Here is a 16,075-nt window from a genome sequence, read left to right as displayed (position 1 = left end):
AGACCCTCTTTGGTAATTGACTGCGTTGTTGAAGTTATTGTGCGCCCATGGTTTGCTGTTGCGTCTCGAATGCCGACCCATGGGATATCTCCGTCCCAGTATTCGGGCCTTCTGCGGCTAGGCGTGTGCCCACTTTCAAGCCTGGCAATCTCTGAGAGTTGAACCCATGTAAATCCGGACGCGGTCGGTGTACCTGGGTTTCCTACGCTTAGTGCCCAGCGGCCCGCAATTACGCCGGTCGTCGCGGCGCGTCCACCTGTCTGCGTCTCGACCCTAGCCATTGATCCTCCCCAGCTGATCGCGAACAATGGCGTCGAGTCGGACTGACTCATCGAGTTGCTCGAAGAGTTCCTTGGTTAGCCGCGCGATGCGCTCCTCGACTGGCTCGGAGTCTAGATCTTCGTTGACCTCCGTTGCGCCTACGTACCGGCCAGGTGTGAGCACATGGTCATGTTTCGCAATCTCCTCCATCCTTGCGGAGTAGCAAAACCCTGGCACGTCTTGGTAGCTGATGCGCTTGGTTTTGGCGGACTTTGTGCCGCGCCACGCGTGGTACGTGTCGGCGATCTTCGCAAGGTCCTCGTCGGTCAAAATTCGTTCGGTGCGGTCGACCATTTTGCCTAGGCTTCGGGCGTCGATGAAAAGCACCTCACCTCGACGGTCGGCGAGTGCTTTGGCACCTTGAGGGGTCTTGTCCTTCGTGAGGAACCACAGACAAGCGGGAATCGCAGTGGTGCGGAACAGGTTGGAGGGGAGTGCCACCATGCACGCCACCAGGTCGGCCTCGACCAGGGCTGCGCGGATCTCGCCCTCGCCAGACTGCTTGGAGGACATCGAACCGTTAGACAATACGACGCCAGCGCTACCGCGCTCACCAAGCTTGGAAACAATGTGCTGCAACCAGGCGTAGTTGGCGTTGGACTGCGGAGGCGTGCCGAAGCGCCACCGCTTGTCGTCGGCCTTCCGCGCCCAGTCGGACATGTTGAACGGCGGATTGGCCATGACGAAGTCGGCCTTGAGGTCCGGCAACTTGTCATCGTCGAAGGTGTCGGCCCAGCGGTCACCGACGCCCTTGGGATCCATGCCGTGGATGGCGAGGTTCATCTTCGCCAGGCGCCACGTGCGCTCGTTGGCTTCCTGCCCATACACCGCGATGTCGTGGCTGTGGTCGCGACCGGCGTGCGCGGTGACGAACTTGCCCGCCTGCACGAACATGCCACCTGAACCGCAGCACGGGTCGTACACCCGGCCCTCGTACGGTTCGAGGACCTCCACCAGCAGCCGCACCACGCTTGCGGGTGTGTAGAACTCGCCGGCGCGCTTGCCCTCAGCGCGGGCAAACCGCTCCAGGAAGTACTCGTAGACCTCTCCGAGAACGTCCTGGGCCGGGCGATCACCGTGACCGGCGAAGCGCGCATCGCTGATGAGGTCAACGAGTTCCTTGAGGCGCTTCTTGTCGACGTTGTCCCTGTTGAAGATCTTGACGAGAACGCCAGTGAGGGACGGGTTGGCCTTCATCACCTCGTCCAAGCCATCGTCAAGGAGCTTGCCGACGCCGCCTTCCGCGCTTGCCGCGTTGTCGGCGATGTACTTCCAGCGGGCAGTTGGCGGAACCCAGAAGACGTTCTCGCTGACGTACTCGTCCCGGTCGTCGAGGAACGCCTCGCGGCGTTGCTCGGGGATGTCGGTCAGACTCTCGGCGATCTGGGCGCGTCGTTCGGCGAACGCGTCGGAGACGTATTTGAGGAAGACCAGGCTGAGGACGAACTCCTTGTACTGGGCGGCGTCCATGGAGCCACGTAGCTTGTCCGCGGCCTTCCACAGGATGTCCTGGATCTCCTTCGTGCTGGACATGCCAGGCAGTTCGCCTTGGCCGTTGCCAGCTCGCTTACGCGGAGGCATCGTTCCTCTTCCTCTAGGTTCCGTGTGGTCGGGGCACAACTACGGGCGGTCGATGGTCAGGGTGCCGTCTGCAATGCCGGCGATGGTCAGGCTGCGGACTTCAGCGAGCGCTTCGTCTTGCGTACGCAGGAGTTCCTGTCGTTGCTCGATCTCTGCGAGCAAGCCGTCGAAACGTTTGACCTCCGCCGGGTCCAGATCTGGGATCACGAAGTCTTCCAGTCGCTGCGCCGCGCGAACCGCGCTGGGGCTGCGGCCGGTGTTTCTGGCCGCGTTGAGCAGCGCGGCAAGGACGCGTGGCGTCAGCGGGCGCACCGCATACGGGTTGACGCGGAGCACCCGAGCCGGGAAGGCGACGACCGAGAAGCCGTCGTGGTCGACCTCCGCGCCGAAGTGAGGCGTCGTCGTATAGACGATGTCGCCAGGCTCGGTAAGGCCGGCGCGTTCGTACATCCCTGCCAGGACAACACGGTCAATACGTCGCGCACCGAACGGGCTGTCACCGCGCACCTCCTCGGGGCCGAGCACCTTGTGATGGCCCTCGGAGCCGATGTGCTGAGGATCGAGACGGTTACCCTTGATCTTCTCCAGGCGCCCTAACGCGATGAGTGAACCGATAGTGGCCATCGAGGGTTGTTCGGCTACACGCCGGACGACCTTTCCACGCAGGTGACCATGCTCATCGACATGTCGTCTTGCCTTCAAGTCGGCCTGTTCGAGCCGACCTTCCGCTTCGGCGATCAAAGCGGGCCGCTCCATCACCGTTTGGGCCAGGAGCGCGGAGGGTGGTGGCCCCGGTGGGATGAGCGCGTGGCCGAACGTGATGTCAAGCTGCGCGACTGGGACTATGCGGCCATAGCGTGGATCGTGCCCGTCGCGGCGGAATCCTTCGGTGCGCCACAACACGATGTCCTCGGCCAGCCGGGTTCGTACCCGTTCGTCGAACGGCTGGGAGCCGATGTCGGAGACCAGTACGTAACCGCGAGTGGGAGCAGTTGGCTCTCGAGTTAGTACCCAAAGGGCGCTGCGATAGCCAGGCCGATATGGGCTCATGCCGCCGGGCAGGTTGACGACGGTCTCGAGGATGCCGCTGCGGAGCAGGTCAGACCGCAGCCGGGCCTCGTCGGTGCCGGGCAGCGCGTCGACAAGGGCGTCAGCGGGACCGATGACGATGGCGGTGCAGCCAGGGCCGAGCAAATCGCCGATCTTCTCGATCTCCTCCAGCACAGTCAGCTTTGAACGGCGTTCCCCGGCCTGATAGGGGAGTCGGGTGACGATCACATCCGGGGCCGCCAGCCGTTCCTCGAGTTCGGTGCCGATCTGCACATCGAGGTTCAGTTCGTCGACGCCACCGATCAGCAGGCGGCGGCGGGTGAGCCGGGCGAGCCACTCCTCAGGTTCTGCGGCGAGCACACGGATCTGAGTCTGATCGTCGATCGCACGAACTAACGCTGCCAGCAGGTCCCCTCCGCGGGCATGGGGATCCGCGACCGTGAGGGGTCCCCTGTGTTCGCCCGCCAACTGCGAATCGACTAGCTGGGCGAGTAGGGGCCGCAGCTCCGGCGTGAGCGCGTCGGCGGCAAGCTCGGGCACAGAGAGGCGAGCACGTGATGTCAGCAGCCACTCAAACGCACCCGCGTCGGTGTACGCGGCTTCGACCAGGTCGTCAGCAAGGCCCGCAAGCGCTAGGGCAGAACCCTCGGTGGAGCGCAGTTCGCGAAGCAGAAGTTCGTCATCCGGGTCCATTCGTTCGCCCCGTTGACGCAGCGTCCTCCAGGTTTCTTCCGGATCCGTCGGACCACCTCGGAGGCCGTTTGGAAGCAAGGGCATCTCGTCAAGGTGGCGCAAGCACAGCAAGCTGCTGACGACTTCGATGACCGTTCGCGCGCCGAATCGGGCCGAGTGTGTCGCGATGCTGTGCAGGGCGAGCTCAGCTCGAAGCTGGGTTGCGTCCGCATTGCCCAGTCCTCTGGTGACCAGCCAGTCCACCACCTCGTGGCCGTGAAAACGCAGGTCGCTATCCAGTCGGACGGGCGCCGGGAAGTCCACGTGCCGCCGCCGCCAAGTCGAGACGACAGGGCGCTTGACCTGCGCCATGGAGGCGATCTCGGAGAGCGTGACCATGGGGGAATCAGGGGTCGATCGCATCGTTTCGCCCCCTTCGGTCTTGAACTACAGCGAGTTCGACTCTATTCAGGGCGGCAGCATATCGCGAGCGCGGACATTGATAACAGGGGATATCAGCAGATTCGGCGGTCTGCTGCCCATGTTCGGGCAACCTGCTCCTTGCACACCACGAACGGATGCAAGGAGAGAGCCCATGACGACCAAGCCGGCTACGCGGCGGAGCACGGTCTACCTGCTGCAGGACGATCTGTCGGCCAAGGCGCCGCTGCGCGACGCGCTGAACCTCAAGTACGAGCGAGACCACGATTTCGAGGTTCAGGACGTGCTCGTCGGTACCACCCCAGCGCTCTTGTACGCCGGCGTGATCGGCCGGGATCGTCCGCCGGAGTGGGCCGATGCTGTTTGCCGCCTCACCGAAGCGTGCCCGGCGGTGGAGAACAAGACGGCGGCGGGCGTCCTTGTTGTACCGATCGAGACCACGGTGTTCGCCGTCGCGTACGGCATGGGACACCTATTGCTTGATCAGTCCCGCGTGGTGTCCGGCTTCGGGTTCGGCTTCGCGCTGCGGGTTCTCAAACCCGATGCTGTTCGCCAAGTAACCCACAGCATGATGGACGCGCGTGGGCGCACCGACCGGAAGTCCGCTGCCCAGGACCAGCACATCCACGGATTCGGTATCGAGGAGTACGGAGAGGTCGTCAGCAGGCTCGCGGGCAAGCTGGGCGAGACCTCACTCACGCTGAGCAAGGGGCGGAAGCAGTCGGTGCAGATCTCAGGTACCGACGCCCTCAAGATCCATCTCGGTTCGGAGCCCGACGACTTCCTTGCGGATCTCGCCGAAATCAATCGCATCGCGACCACTCAGTCACCGGCGCCCGAGTTCGACGCCATCTCGAGGGTTCGTCCGCTGAAGCCCCAGGACGAGCGCAGGCGTGAGCTCGACCGTCGTCTCGACTTGCTGCTCGTAGACCCGACGCGCGGCAGCATCGCGGTGACTGTGCCCACGACTCTCCTGGACGAAGAGGATGGTGCGATGTCGTTCTGGCTCAAGGCAGGCTCACGACGGGAGTCCGTTCGGGAGCTGGACCTTGAGCACATTCTGGCGAAGACGCGGCGCATGCCTGAGGGTGAGCGTCTGCCTGCGCTCACCGATGGCTACATCCAGATGTGCCGGGACGTCGATGGTGAGAACGTCGCGAGTCCAAGGATTCCGGCCAACAAGTGGCTGGCCGCGGAAGTCTCGCTCGGAACCAGCCACTTCTTCTACCACGAGGGCCGCTGGTACGAAGTTGGTGATCGTCACCTGGAAACAATCCGAAGTCAGGTCGACGAACTGCTGAAGGGCTCCACCGGGCCGTCACTGATCGACTGGACCGCGGATCTCGTGGATGAGAAGGCGTACAACGAGGAGGCCGCCAAGCATGGATTCGTGTGTCTGGATCGGGCCCTCATCAAGTCCGAGCTGCATCCGCACGGCTTTGAGGCTTGTGATCTCTTCGGCTCGGGCAACGAGCTCGTCCACGTGAAGCGCGCCGAGTCCACTGCACCGCTCAACCACCTCTTCGCGCAGGGGAGGGTGTCGGCAGATGCGCTGAGGTTGGACGGCGACGCGCGACGCAAGCTTCTCGCAAAGGTGCGCGGGCAGAATCCCCAACACCTGGTCGGAGACGACTTCATGCCGAAGAAGGTCGTCTACGCCATTTCCCTCAAGAGCGGCAAGCCGCTCACTGTGGACAACCTGTTCACCTTCGCTCAGGTTTCGTTGCTGCAGGCGGTGATGGCTCTTCGGAACTCCGGCATCGAGGTTGCCGTCGTCAACATCCCTAGCCGGGCACAATGATCGACACGCGTGTCGACCTCGAAGGGAACCATTGGATGTCTCCAGAACAGGAGCAGGAAGACGAGGCTTCGCAGTCTGATGAAGAGGTGCAGGACGACACCAACACGTTGATCACAGAGTGGGAGACGCGCACCGCCCGGCTCAGGCACGTCGCGGACCAGGCGAGATGGCTCGCCGCGCGGCTGACTTCGGACCGTGGGGGCGATCTTGAACTGGTCGTCCAGGACTTCAGGGATCTAGCGGGAAGCGCTGAGCGGAGTGAGTTCGAGAGCCTGCTTCTCAGCACCGTCGGACTCCACCACCGAGGCGTCGGGGTGTTGGATCCCGATCGCGGCCCAGTTCCCCTGTCGTCCCCGTTCGTGCGGCGCATGCCGGATGAGCAGGCAGAGATTGAGGCTCAGCGCAGTGCGAGGCAAGTTCGGCACGTTACCGCGTATGTGAACCACGTCCAACAGGCCATCGAGCACTTCGTACATGCGTGGACCGCGTTGGTGGATGGTGCACTTAGTTGCGACTGGGACATGCTCGATGACGAGTTCCCCAAGCTTGCAGTTCTGCTGGACGAGGTGAACCGAGCTTGGGCGATCTGGTACTCGGTGAGCCGATGACGATGTGGCGCCGAAGTCCTTGGCCCCTCAGGAATTCGGAGGCCTCGCGTGCCAGTCGACGCCGACGCCGTACGAGTAGCCGGACCGGTGTACGTCCGGGACGTCGCAGGCACGGGCACTGGTGGGTGAGTTCGTAGGCGTCGGCGATCATCCCCGTGAGCGTCGTTGGCTGCGATGGCGGTGATCTCGGCGTGATTGCACGAGCTGGTGTTGAATGCATGACGAGGGCCCTGGGTGCTAGTGACATCCAGGGCCCTCGCCGTGCGGAGGTACTACGATTTGCTACTCATGCCTCATGCTTTGGAGTGCTTCGCCGTTCGCCTTGAGGAACCAGAACGACCAGCCATTGCGGTTGGGGTGCACGTTCGGGTTGAGCGCCCGTACGACTCCGATTGCTGCGCCGCTCGGGCTCTTGAACGAGCGGCCGGCAAGCACGCCGTCGGTGATGTCTACGCGTTTCGTGGCGCGGTGAAAGATCGCTTCGATGTGTTGCCCTTCGTAGTCTGCATATATGGCTACCGTGTCGGCGGCCGAAGCATCGCCAGTCGCAGCCGGCGGGGGTGGTTGAAGGAACCTGTCGAGAAGACGTCGCACAACCTCTCCTTCCGAGATCTCCCAAGCGCGGGCCAGGAGGGCGACGCGCTCGTAGTCGTGATCGGGCAGGTGGATCGACCTCACCGTACTCCTCCTTCTCTTGTGAGGGAAATGTAGCATCTCTGAGTTGCGGTGGCTACCCCAGTGTCGAATCGCTGATGCCAGCTGGCAGAACACGCGGACAACTTGGACCTTGGCGATCTATGCGGACGTTACGGCGGCGTGTCACACCTGCACCGCTTGCGGGCGGCCTGGCGGATCGCCTCGGTGTAGGTGGCCGAGCCGTCCCAGCGGACTACTCCCCGCGTGCTCACGCAGCCACGTGGTCGGGGTGGTGGCTCTACGGCTGGGGAGCACATCGACACGGCGATGGGTGACCGCGTCGAATGGCACGTCGCGTAGTTGCGGCCACGCGCGATCGCGAGTCGTCGACACCGAACACCTTTACCGTCCCCATCTCGGGATCTGGCAACGCGTGCACTAGCCGCAGCAACGTGCCCCGGCTCGCCGCGAGCCCCAGCTTGGCTGCTAAACGCGACTCTGCCCGGCGGGTCAGCGCTAGCCAGATGTGCTCCAACACCGTGCGGCGCGACGAGGTTCGGCGAGCATGCCTAGCGGTCAGGTCATCGACCTGCTCGGCGAACGTCGCCACCCGACAACTCGTGTTGCCGCAGAAGAACCCGCGCACCCGAAATCGCTACACGACTGACTGGCCGGCCATCGCTACATCGGTAGGGGCCGCGTACGGACGGTCCCGACCCTGGATGGGGTCCAGGGGCTTGCCCCCGCCGGAGCAACATGCAGACGGTCCCGGCCACCTACGGGGTCCGGGGGCTTGCCCCCGGCTGGGGTCTGGGGGCTCGGCCCCCAGAAAACACCCAAAGGCGACCCGGTCCGCGCATTCCGCGAACACGAATCGCCTTCGTCTTTGGTGCCCCCGGCAGGATTCGAACCTGCGACCTCGGGATTAGAAGTCCCTCGCTCTCTCCACTGAGCTACGGAGGCTTGCGGAGTTGGTGACCACACGCCGTAGCGGTGGTGCCCCCTCCATCGGACACATCGTCCGGAGTCGATCGACCGTTTCCGGCCTGCGCCCAAAAGAGTGATCAAAACGGTCTAAACGTGACGCGTATCACTTCTTAGGGGCGCACGACGCTCTCGAGACGAGGGAAACGTCGAGCCGCGCTGGGCGCGGCGGTCTGGCACCTGCCAGTAACGTCAGGGCCAAACGGCCCGCAAGACGGCCCTTCTCGGCCAGGGGTTGACGCACAGTAGTCAACGGTGGGTCGGACACCGAGGCTTCCGGGACGTCGTCGAAGCCGACGACGGACAGATCGCCCGGTACCGACAGGCCGAGATCACGTGCGGCCTGCAGGGCGCCGAACGCCAGCTGGTCCGACGCGCACAGCAAGGCGCTCGGGCGGGGGCTGCGGGTCAACATCCACCGCGCCCCTTCGCGTCCGAGTTCGCGGTCACTGCCGCTCGCCTCCCACACCGGGACATTCTCCGGTGTGACACCGCCATTCTCCAAAGTGTCGAGGTAGCCGGTGAGGCGGTCGTGGCTGACGCGGAAGGGGATGTCCGAACGGCGCAAACCGAGAGCCGGTCCTCGGAACCCGTCCGGGTGAAGCGCGAACGTCAGGATGCCGAACCGCCTGTGGCCCAAAGCGAGCAGGTGGGCCGCCGCCGAACGGGCACCGGCGTAGTCGTCGATGAACACTCGGGGAACGCCTGGCAGCACGGGTTGGTCGATCACCACCAGGCCGCGCGGGCCGACCGCGTCGAAGGCGGCCGCGGCCGACGGCAGGGAGTAGGCGACCAGCACGTCGGCCTGGGCTCGGGCCACCATCGAGGGACTGGGGCCGCCGGGCATCAGTACCAGGCTGTGGTCGTCGAGCATGGACGACAGGCCGTCGAGCACGATCGACAGCGCCGGATCGGAGAACGCGCCGGACAGCGACTGCGGCAGCATCACGCCGACGGCCAGGTTCTGGCGGGTCGCCAGGCTGCGGGCCACCGGGTCCGGGCCGGCGTAACCCAGGGAGCGTGCGGTCTCCAGGATGCGCGTACGCAGCGACGCCGACAGCTGGTCGGGCCGGTTGTAGGCGTTCGAGACCGTCGCGCGAGACACCCCGACTGCGGAGGCGACGGTGTCCAGCGTCGGCCTGCGCGGTCGATCCGAGTCCACGGACACACCTTAAAAGACTGGACGGAACTGAAGCGCTTCAGTCAGTCTGGATGCATGCCTCGACTCGCTGTGTTCGTCGTGTTCGTGCTGAACGGCTTCGTGTTCGGCACGTGGGCCGCACGCGTCCCCGCGCTCGCCGCGCAGGTCGGGGCGAACGAGGCCACGCTCGGGCTGGCGTTGCTCGGCGCGAGCACCGGCCTGGCGATCACGGCCCCGATCGCGGCACGGCTCTGCGCGACCTACGGGTCGAGGCCGTTCATGCTCGGCAGCAGCGTGCTCAGCACCATCGCCCTGCCGGCACTCGCGCTGGCGAACGCGCCGCTGCAGCTGGGCATCGCGCTGTTCTTCCTGGGCTCCACGGTGGCGACGGTCGACGTGTCGATGAACGTCGCCGCGGTGGTCGTGGTCCGCGCGTTGCAGCGACCGCTGATGCCGCAGTTCCACGCAGGCTTCAGCTTCGGCGGACTGATCGGCTCACTCGGCGCGGCCGGAGCCGCCCAGCTCCAGTGGAGCCCGATGCGCCACTTCCTGGTGGCCGCCGCGATCGGACTCGTGATGCTGCTGAGCATCGCCAGGTTCGCGCCGGGTGGGGTCGGCGACCGCCACACAACGGAAGCCAGGACACCCGTCCTCAAAAGCCCGGTCCTCTGGCTGCTCGCGCTCGTCGCCCTGTGCTCGGCCATTGCCGAAGGCGCTTCAGCGGACTGGTCCGCGCTCTTCCTCGTCGAGGAACGCGGCATGAACGACGCGGCGGCCGCCTACGCCTACGCGGGCTTCTCGGTCACGATGGCCGTCGCGCGGCTCTTCGGCGAACCCATCCAGCGCAGGCTCGGTCCACACCGGCTGCTCGCGGCCGGCGGGGCGGTCGCGGCGACCGGTCTGGCGTTGGCGGTGCTCATCCCGGCCCCGGCGGCCGGTTACCTCGGGTTCGGCCTGGCCGGACTGGGGCTCGCCTTCGCGTTCCCCGTCGTGATGGACCTCGCCAGCGAGTCGGGCAAGCGCGCGGACGGCACGGGTGGGGAACGAGAACTGGGCCTCGTGACGACGATCGCCTATCTCGGGTTCCTCATCGGCCCGCCGCTGGTCGGCGGGCTGGCCCACGCCACCTCGCTCGAGGTCGCGCTCGGCATCGTCAGCGGCATCATCGCGTTGATGATCCCGGCGGCGTGGCTGGCGCGTCAGGCCGCGGGCAGGCGGGCCAGGGCCGCCGACGCCAGCGGCGTCAACGTCGCCGTGACCTTGTCCTCCGAGGCGCCCTGCAGCGCGAGCGCCACTAGCAAGGACTTCTCCGGCTGAACGGCGACGACCGCCGTGCACACCATGTCCGGGCCCTGCTGGGTGCAGGTCAGCCACGTCGAGTACTTCTCGACGAACACCTCACGGCCGAGCGACTGCTTCTTCTTCGTCTCCGCGTACGGGAGGTAGATCGCGGCGACGACCGTGCCGCCGTTCATGCTGAACTGGCAGGACTGCGGGATCCGCTGGTCCTGTCTCTGCGGGTCCGCCTTCGGGGCGCCGAGCGACTTGAGGTCGTCCTTGGACAACAGCGTGCACGGGTCGACGTCGGCGACCTTGCGTGTCGAGGGGATCTTCGGCGCCTCGGGGTCCGTGGACGACGAGGGCAACGGACCCGGCACGGCGTCACCCTGGATCGAGTACGCGCAGCCGGACAACACGAGGGCGAGCAGGAGCAGAAGCGGACGAGAACGGCTCACGTGGATCAACAGTAGAGGTTGCGTACGCTCCAGACGTGGCAATGAAGCGCACCGGTCTGATCCCGCTCCTAATCTGCGGTTTCGCCATCGCCGCGCTGATGGCGGCCGGCTTGAGCACCCTGTCCGGCAACCAGCAGTTCGGGCTGCTGATCGTCCGTGTGCTCACCGAGACCGGCGCGGTGTTGTGCATCGGATCACTGTTGCTCGCGGCGTTCCTCGTGCCACCGCAGGAGTCCGGCATGCTGGCCGCGGACGGCTACGGCGGGCTGCGCATGGCCGGGTGGTCGGCGCTGCTGTGGCTGCTGGGAGCGGTGCTCTCCGTGCCGTACACGACCGCGGACGCCGTCGGCCAGCCCGTCACGGAGCTGTTCGACCTCGCTGAGCTGATCCAGACCGCGGGCCTGATCGAGCAGGCGAAAGCGTGGGCGATCACCGCAGTGATCGTGAGCCTGATCGCGCTCGGCTGCCGGCTCGTGCTGTCGTGGGGCTGGACGGCCGCGCTGTTCTTCCTCGCCGTCTTCGCGCTCATCCCGGTCGCGGTGACCGGTCACTCGTCCTCGGGCGGCTCGCACGACCTCGCCACGAACAGCCTGCTGTTCCACCTCGTCGCCGCGGCGCTGTGGGTGGGCGGGCTCATCGCGTTGCTGCAGCACGGCCGGCGCGGTGGTGATCACCTCGCGCTCGCGACGACGAGGTTCTCCAGGCTGGCGCTGGTGTGCTGGATCGTCATGGCGATCTCGGGCGTGGTCAACGCCTTCGTGCGCGTGACGTTCACGGACCTCTTCACCTCGACTTACGGCTGGCTGCTGCTTGGCAAGACCGCCTGCCTGATCCTGCTCGGCGTCATCGGTTACTTCCAACGGGAACGTGGCGTCAAGCAGGTCGTCGGTGGCGCGCCGAACGCGCTGCTGAAGCTCGCCGGCGTCGAGATCCTGGTGATGATGCTGACGATCGGCCTTGCGACCGCGTTGAGCCGCACGCCGCCGCCGGGTGACGCCCGGCCGACGCCGAGCACGGTCGAGTTGCTGATCGGGTACGACCTCGGCGGTGCGCCGACGGTGGGGCGCATCCTGTTCGACTGGCGGTTCGACCTGATCTTCGGCACGGCGGCGCTGGTGCTCGCGGGCCTCTACCTGGCGGGCGTGCGCCGGTTGCGGCAGCGCGGCGACTCGTGGCCGGTGGGCCGGACGATCGCGTGGCTGTGCGGGTGCCTGACGGTGCTGTTCGCCACGTCGTCGGGGATCGGCCGGTACGCGCCGGCGATGTTCAGCGTCCACATGGAAGCGCACATGCTGCTGTCCATGCTGGCGCCGATCCTGCTGGTGCTCGGTGGTCCCGTGACGTTGGCGCTGCGTGCGCTTCCCGCCGCGGGCAAGGAGAATCCGCCTGGGCCGCGCGAGTGGCTGCTGGCGTTCGTCCACTCGCCGGTGGCGCGGTTCCTGACGAACCCCGGTGTGGCGCTGGCGTTGTTCGTGGGTTCCTTCTACGCCTTGTACTTCTCGGGCCTGTTCGACTCGGCGTTGCCGTACCACTGGGCGCACCTGGCGATGAACGCCCACTTCCTGCTCGTCGGCTACGTCTTCTACTGGCCGGTGATCGGCATCGACCCGGCGCCGAACCGGCTGCCTCCGTTGGGACGCCTGGGTTTGCTGTTCGCGTCGATCCCGTTCCACGCGTTCTTCGGCGTGGTGCTGATGAGCTCGCAGAACGTGATCGGTGAGAACTTCTACCGCTCGCTCGCGCTGCCGTGGACCCAGAACCTGTTGGAGGAACAGCGGTTGGGCGGCGGCATCGCGTGGGCGGCGGGGGAGTTGCCGCTGCTCGTCGTGATGGTCGCGTTGCTCGTGCAGTGGGCGCGGTCCGACGACCGCGACGCCCGGCGGTTGGACCGCAAGGCCGACGCCGACAACGACGCCGACCTCGCGGCCTACAACGCGATGCTCCGGATCCTTGCTGAGCGCGACTCTAAAGCGGGCGGCGGAAACCCCTGATCGCGATGACCGCGCAGACCACGGCGATCCCGAGGCTCGTCGTCAGCGCGCCGATCACGCCGGTCACCGGCTGGGCGAGCGCGAGGCTGCGTGCCGCGTCGACCGCGTAGGTCAGCGGGTTGACCTTCGCGACCACCTGCAGCCAGCCGGGCAGGCCCTGGATCGGCACGAACGCGCTGGAGGCGAACATCAGCGGGAACATCGCCAGGAAGCCGATGGTCTGCATCAGCTCCGCGTTGCGCAGCCACGACCCGATCGCCAGGAACAGCCAGCTCAGGCCCCAGCCGACCACGAGCGCGAGGCCCAGGGCGGCCAGCGTCCCGAGTACACCACCCGCCGGGTTGAACCCGTAGACGAGCACGCCGAACGTGATCATCAGCAACAGCTGACCGGCGACGCGCACCAAGTCCGACAGGTTGCGTGCCAACAGGATCGTGCTGAGCCGGATCGGCAGTGAACGGAACCGCGCGATCACGCCGTCCTTCATGTCGGTCACCAGGCCGACGCCGGACTGCAGCGACGACTGCATGGCCGTGTTCACCAGGATCGCGGGCAGCAGATAGTTGACGTACGTCATGCCCGGCGCGAAGTTCGCGGTCGCGGTGATGCTGCTGAAGATCTGGCTGAACAGGGTCAGCATGATCACCGGCTGCAGGATGCTGAAGAAGATCAGTGCGGGTGAGTTCACGAACTTTCGCAGTGAACGGCCGGTCAGCACCTTCACCTGCGTGAGGTAGCTGCTGCCCTGCCACGTCAAAGTCGCCATCGATATCCCCCTCTTATGCGGCGGCCAGCGCCATGTAGACGTCGTCCAGGGTCGGCTCGCCCAGCGCGATGTCGTGCGGTTCCAAGCCGCGCTCGTCGAGTGCGCGCACCACGTTCGCGAGCTCGCGTGACGCCGTCACGGGCGTCGTGATCGTGCGGCCCTCGGCCACCGGATGCATGCCGATGCCGGTCAGCGCCTCGACCGCGGTGTCCACTTCGGACACCGAGTCGAGCGTGACGGTCACCGTGCGCTGGCCGACCTGCGCCTTGAGCTCCGCGCTCGTGCCGGCCGCGACGACCTTGCCCTGGGACAGCACGGTGATCGAGTCGGCCAGGCGGTCGGCCTCGTCGAGGTACTGCGTCGTGAGCAGCACGGTGGTGCCGTCCGACACGAGCTTCTCGACGGTCTCCCACACGCCGAGCCTGCTGGCCGGGTCGAGGCCGGTGGTCGGCTCGTCCAGGAACAGCACCTCAGGCCGTCCGACCAGGCTGGACGCCAGGTCGAGCCGGCGGCGCATGCCGCCCGAGTACGTCTTCGCGGGACGCTTCGCCGCATCCGTCAGGTCGAACTGCTCGAGCAGTTCGTCCGCGCGGTCGCGGGCCTGGCGCTTGCTCGCGCCGAGCAGCCGGGCGATCAGCACGAGGTTGTCGAACCCGCTCAGCGCCTCGTCGACCGACGCGAACTGCCCGGTCAGCCCGATGCGGCTGCGCACCTTGTAGCTCTGGTGGACCACGTCGAACCCGGCGACGCGCGCCTCGCCACTGGTCGGCGGCAGCATCGTCGTCAGCACGTTGACCAGCGTCGTCTTCCCCGCGCCGTTGTGGCCGAGCAGACCGAGCACGCTGCCCTTGGGCACCGCGATGCTGACGCCGTCGAGCGCACGCACGTCACCGAACGACTTGCTCACGTCGGTGGCCTCGATCATCAGCTCACTCATCGTTTCCCCCTCTTTTCAGTGCGCCGTGCAGGAAAAGCTCCACGAGCTCCGTCGGTTCGGCGACCACCTCGCCGAGACCCCTGCCCTGCATGCGGTTGGTGAACACGAGCCCGAGGAACAGCCGGGCGGCGTGTTCGGGTTTGACCCGCACGGGCTCGTCGGCGAACAGTTCCGCGACCGCCTCGGAAAGCCGGCGCATCTCGAGCGGCGGTCCCTTCTCCTCGCCCAGCTTGTGCGCGGGTGGCTGGTAGCCCGTGTCGCGCAGGGCGCTCATGACGCCCCACATGCGGTCGAGGTACTCCCGCACCGCGTTGATCGACTCCGTCAGCCGGGCGTTCAGCGGCTGGTCGTGGTCGATCTTCCGGATTCGCTCGATCTCCACATCGGACTTCAGCGCCTCGCTGACGCAAGTGGCGAGCAGCTCCTGCTTGTCCTTGAAGACGCGGAAGACCGTCCCCTCCGCGATGCCCGCGGCGGCGGCGATCTGACTGGTCGTGACGTTTGTGCCGTCCTTGATCACCAGCGGCAGAGCCGCGTGGACGATCGCCTCTCGGCGGTCCTCCGGGCTCATGGCGGGTGCGCGGCGGCGGCGTGGTTCCTCGGACACGGCTCCAAGTTTATGAGTGAGTGCTCACTCATGTCAATGAGTGAGCACTCACTCATCTCGCCGTACCACACCGGTCCGACAATTCCGCGCGATCGGGGCCCTGAAGATCGCGACTTGTCCACAACCCGCGAGTTATCCACAACTTCGCAGCTCACCCCGGTTCCGGCGATCGCCCCGGTGCAGGGTGGGACCCCAGCACCCCACACCCAGAGGAGGGCGTCATGCCTTGGAACGAAACGCCGGTCACCATCGTTGGCACTGTCATCACGGACGTCGTGCACCGGCAGGTCGGTGACGGCTCGATCAGTCTCGCCAACTTCCGCATCGTCTCCACGGAACGTCGCTACAACCGCGAGACGAGTGAGTGGGTCGACGGTGACCAGTTGTTCCTGGGCGTCACCTGCTGGCGCCGGATGGCCGACAACGCCCGAGCGACCCTCGCCAAGGGCGATCCGGTGGTTGTACATGGCAGGCTTCGCCAGAAATCCAGCGAAGCGGATGGCGTGCGACGGCAGTTCTACGAGATCGAGGCGACCGCGATGGGCGTCGACCTCAGCCGGTGCCGCTCGCTCGGTTCCATGCCCGAGATCGTCGCGCCGCGCACCGAGGAGGAAAGCGTGGCCGCGGCTGGGGCCGAACCGCAGTTGACGCCATTCTGATCGGATCCCACGCACCTCCTGGTTTCGCCTGGGCCGGCAGGTGGAACGGGACGGGCGCGGCCGACGTCAGAAGGCGCGGCGCGCCGCCGGGCCGGCCGAACGAAAATCCGCGGGCCGGTCCGGCGGAACGCACCCGATCCGGCG

13 protein-coding genes, 1 tRNA gene and 1 pseudogene are annotated in these 16,075 nt (G+C 66.2%); 5 read left to right on the top strand and 10 right to left on the bottom strand.

Features of this window, described 5'->3' with window-relative positions; genetic code table 11:
• Positions 1-35: 35 nt before the first annotated feature.
• From QSK35_RS42785 to QSK35_RS35540, 3 genes and pseudogenes are all read right to left on the bottom strand, one after another.
• Positions 36-281: pseudogene (locus QSK35_RS42785) on the bottom strand (hypothetical protein); the annotation flags it as partial.
• Positions 274-1,854 (bottom strand): class I SAM-dependent DNA methyltransferase, encoded by a 1,581-nt coding sequence (locus QSK35_RS35545; protein ID WP_285752085.1) that lies wholly within the window; start codon positions 1,852-1,854, stop codon positions 274-276. The pseudogene QSK35_RS42785 and the gene QSK35_RS35545, both read right to left, overlap by 8 nt.
• Positions 1,855-1,941: 87 nt before the next feature.
• Positions 1,942-4,023, bottom strand: coding sequence for a hypothetical protein (locus QSK35_RS35540; protein WP_285752084.1), 2,082 nt, complete (start codon positions 4,021-4,023; stop codon positions 1,942-1,944).
• 196 nt (positions 4,024-4,219) lie between these two features.
• Here QSK35_RS35540 and QSK35_RS35535 point away from each other — a divergent pair, with 196 nt between their 5' ends.
• On the top strand, positions 4,220-5,866 hold the full coding sequence (locus QSK35_RS35535; protein WP_285752083.1) for a DUF6119 family protein: 1,647 nt from the start codon (positions 4,220-4,222) through the stop codon (positions 5,864-5,866).
• The gene (locus QSK35_RS35530; RefSeq protein ID WP_285752082.1) at positions 5,863-6,474 is read left to right on the top strand and encodes a hypothetical protein; all 612 of its coding nucleotides are present in this window, start codon (positions 5,863-5,865) and stop codon (positions 6,472-6,474) included. The genes QSK35_RS35535 and QSK35_RS35530 overlap by 4 nt, the downstream gene beginning before the upstream one ends.
• Before the next feature lie 282 nt (positions 6,475-6,756).
• Here the strand turns inward: QSK35_RS35530 and QSK35_RS35525 are convergent, their stop codons facing one another.
• The 3 genes from QSK35_RS35525 to QSK35_RS35515 all read right to left on the bottom strand — a co-directional run bounded on the left by QSK35_RS35525 (position 6,757) and on the right by QSK35_RS35515 (position 9,256).
• On the bottom strand, positions 6,757-7,152 hold the full coding sequence (locus tag QSK35_RS35525; RefSeq protein WP_285752081.1) for a hypothetical protein: 396 nt from the start codon (positions 7,150-7,152) through the stop codon (positions 6,757-6,759).
• 845 nt (positions 7,153-7,997) lie between these two features.
• Positions 7,998-8,073: transfer RNA gene (locus QSK35_RS35520), tRNA-Arg, on the bottom strand.
• Between the two features lie 127 nt (positions 8,074-8,200).
• Positions 8,201-9,256 (bottom strand): LacI family DNA-binding transcriptional regulator, encoded by a 1,056-nt coding sequence (locus tag QSK35_RS35515; protein WP_285752080.1) that lies wholly within the window; start codon positions 9,254-9,256, stop codon positions 8,201-8,203.
• A gap of 54 nt (positions 9,257-9,310) precedes the next feature.
• Between QSK35_RS35515 and QSK35_RS35510 the strand changes: the two genes are divergently transcribed.
• A complete protein-coding gene (locus QSK35_RS35510; RefSeq protein ID WP_285752079.1) occupies positions 9,311-10,552 on the top strand; it encodes an MFS transporter in 1,242 nt (413 codons plus the stop codon).
• Here QSK35_RS35510 and QSK35_RS35505 read toward each other — a convergent pair.
• Positions 10,435-10,971: a DUF3558 family protein gene (locus tag QSK35_RS35505; protein WP_285752078.1), complete on the bottom strand. Its 537-nt coding sequence runs from the start codon at positions 10,969-10,971 to the stop codon at positions 10,435-10,437. The two genes, QSK35_RS35510 and QSK35_RS35505, sit on opposite strands and share 118 nt — an antisense overlap.
• A 41-nt stretch (positions 10,972-11,012) precedes the next feature.
• Between QSK35_RS35505 and QSK35_RS35500 the strand changes: the two genes are divergently transcribed.
• The gene (locus QSK35_RS35500) at positions 11,013-12,962 is read left to right on the top strand and encodes a bifunctional copper resistance protein CopD/cytochrome c oxidase assembly protein (protein WP_285752110.1); all 1,950 of its coding nucleotides are present in this window, start codon (positions 11,013-11,015) and stop codon (positions 12,960-12,962) included.
• On the opposite strand, the gene QSK35_RS35495 is transcribed toward QSK35_RS35500, so the two are convergent.
• Genes QSK35_RS35495 through QSK35_RS35485 form a run of 3 tightly spaced genes read right to left on the bottom strand, consistent with a single transcriptional unit; the run spans position 12,937 to position 15,272 of the window.
• Entirely contained in the window at positions 12,937-13,728 is a 792-nt protein-coding gene (locus tag QSK35_RS35495; RefSeq protein WP_285752077.1) for an ABC transporter permease, read from the bottom strand. The two genes, QSK35_RS35500 and QSK35_RS35495, sit on opposite strands and share 26 nt — an antisense overlap.
• Positions 13,729-13,741: 13 nt before the next feature.
• Positions 13,742-14,665, bottom strand: coding sequence for an ATP-binding cassette domain-containing protein (locus tag QSK35_RS35490; protein WP_285752076.1), 924 nt, complete (start codon positions 14,663-14,665; stop codon positions 13,742-13,744).
• Positions 14,658-15,272, bottom strand: coding sequence for a TetR/AcrR family transcriptional regulator (locus QSK35_RS35485; RefSeq protein ID WP_285752075.1), 615 nt, complete (start codon positions 15,270-15,272; stop codon positions 14,658-14,660). Before QSK35_RS35485 ends, QSK35_RS35490 begins: the two co-directional genes overlap by 8 nt.
• Positions 15,273-15,493: 221 nt before the next feature.
• Between QSK35_RS35485 and QSK35_RS35480 the strand changes: the two genes are divergently transcribed.
• Entirely contained in the window at positions 15,494-15,931 is a 438-nt protein-coding gene (locus tag QSK35_RS35480) for a single-stranded DNA-binding protein (RefSeq protein ID WP_285752074.1), read from the top strand.
• Positions 15,932-16,075 lie beyond the last annotated feature (144 nt).

Source organism: Lentzea sp. NBRC 105346, assembly GCF_030269605.1.
GTDB lineage: Bacteria > Actinomycetota > Actinomycetes > Mycobacteriales > Pseudonocardiaceae > Lentzea.
This window is presented reverse-complemented; position numbering and strand designations above follow the sequence as displayed.

Coding starts and splice junctions, on each gene's coding strand:
- QSK35_RS35535 (WP_285752083.1), top strand. CDS start 4,220: ATGACGACCAAGCCGGCTACGCGGCGGAGCACGGTCTACCTGCTGCAG.
- QSK35_RS35480 (WP_285752074.1), top strand. CDS start 15,494: ATGCCTTGGAACGAAACGCCGGTCACCATCGTTGGCACTGTCATCACG.
- QSK35_RS35510 (WP_285752079.1), top strand. CDS start 9,311: ATGCCTCGACTCGCTGTGTTCGTCGTGTTCGTGCTGAACGGCTTCGTG.
- QSK35_RS35500 (WP_285752110.1), top strand. CDS start 11,013: ATGAAGCGCACCGGTCTGATCCCGCTCCTAATCTGCGGTTTCGCCATC.
- QSK35_RS35545 (WP_285752085.1), bottom strand. CDS start 1,854: ATGTCCAGCACGAAGGAGATCCAGGACATCCTGTGGAAGGCCGCGGAC.
- QSK35_RS35490 (WP_285752076.1), bottom strand. CDS start 14,665: ATGAGTGAGCTGATGATCGAGGCCACCGACGTGAGCAAGTCGTTCGGT.
- QSK35_RS35495 (WP_285752077.1), bottom strand. CDS start 13,728: ATGGCGACTTTGACGTGGCAGGGCAGCAGCTACCTCACGCAGGTGAAG.
- QSK35_RS35530 (WP_285752082.1), top strand. CDS start 5,863: ATGATCGACACGCGTGTCGACCTCGAAGGGAACCATTGGATGTCTCCA.
- QSK35_RS35540 (WP_285752084.1), bottom strand. CDS start 4,023: ATGGTCACGCTCTCCGAGATCGCCTCCATGGCGCAGGTCAAGCGCCCT.